Raw genomic sequence first — 702 nt, forward strand, 5'->3', positions numbered from 1 at the left:
CGCGAGAAGTTTCTGGCCGACATGGAGCGCGTCGTGCCGTGGGCGCGCTTGATTGCCGTGATCGAGCCGCTGTACCCCACGAGCGGGCGCGTCGGCCGCCAGCCGATCGGCGTTCCAAGGATGCTGCGCATGTACTGTTTGCAGCAGTGGTACGGCCTGGCCGACGAGGCGCTGGAGGACGCGCTGTACGACAGCCAGGCGCTGCGCGACTTCGTGGGCATTGATCTGTCGCGCGAGTCGGTGCCCGACGCCACCACGCTGCTGAAGTTCAGGCGCCTGCTGCTGGACAACGACCTCACCAAGGCGCTGTTCGAGGAGATCAACGCCCATCTGGCCGAACAAGGGCTTCTGATGCGCGCGGGCACCATCGTGGACGCGACCATCATCGCGGCGCCCAGTTCGACCAAGAACGAGGGCAACACGCGCGATCCCGAGATGCACCAGACCAAGAAGGGAAACCAGTGGCACTTTGGGATGAAGGCCCACGTCGGCGTCGATGCCGGGTCGGGTCTCGTGCACACGGTGGTCGCCACGGCGGCCAATGTCAACGACGTGACGCAAGCCGGCGCTCTGCTGCACGGCGAGGAGACGGTGGCCTTCGGCGATGCGGGGTACCGGGGCGTGCACAAACGCGAAGAAGCGCAGGGCCCGCAGTGGCACGTGGCGATGCAGCCGGGCAAGCGCCGGCAATTGGACCCGACG

General features: G+C 67.0%; 1 protein-coding gene. It reads left to right on the top strand.

All coding sequences use genetic code 11. The features are described 5' to 3' along the window. Positions 1 to 702: IS5 family transposase (locus tag ACMGEZ_RS29705; protein WP_436825866.1), on the top strand; the 702-nt coding region annotated here is incomplete at both ends.

This window comes from Variovorax stachyos, assembly GCF_051400855.1.
In the GTDB taxonomy this organism is placed as follows: domain Bacteria; phylum Pseudomonadota; class Gammaproteobacteria; order Burkholderiales; family Burkholderiaceae_C; genus Variovorax.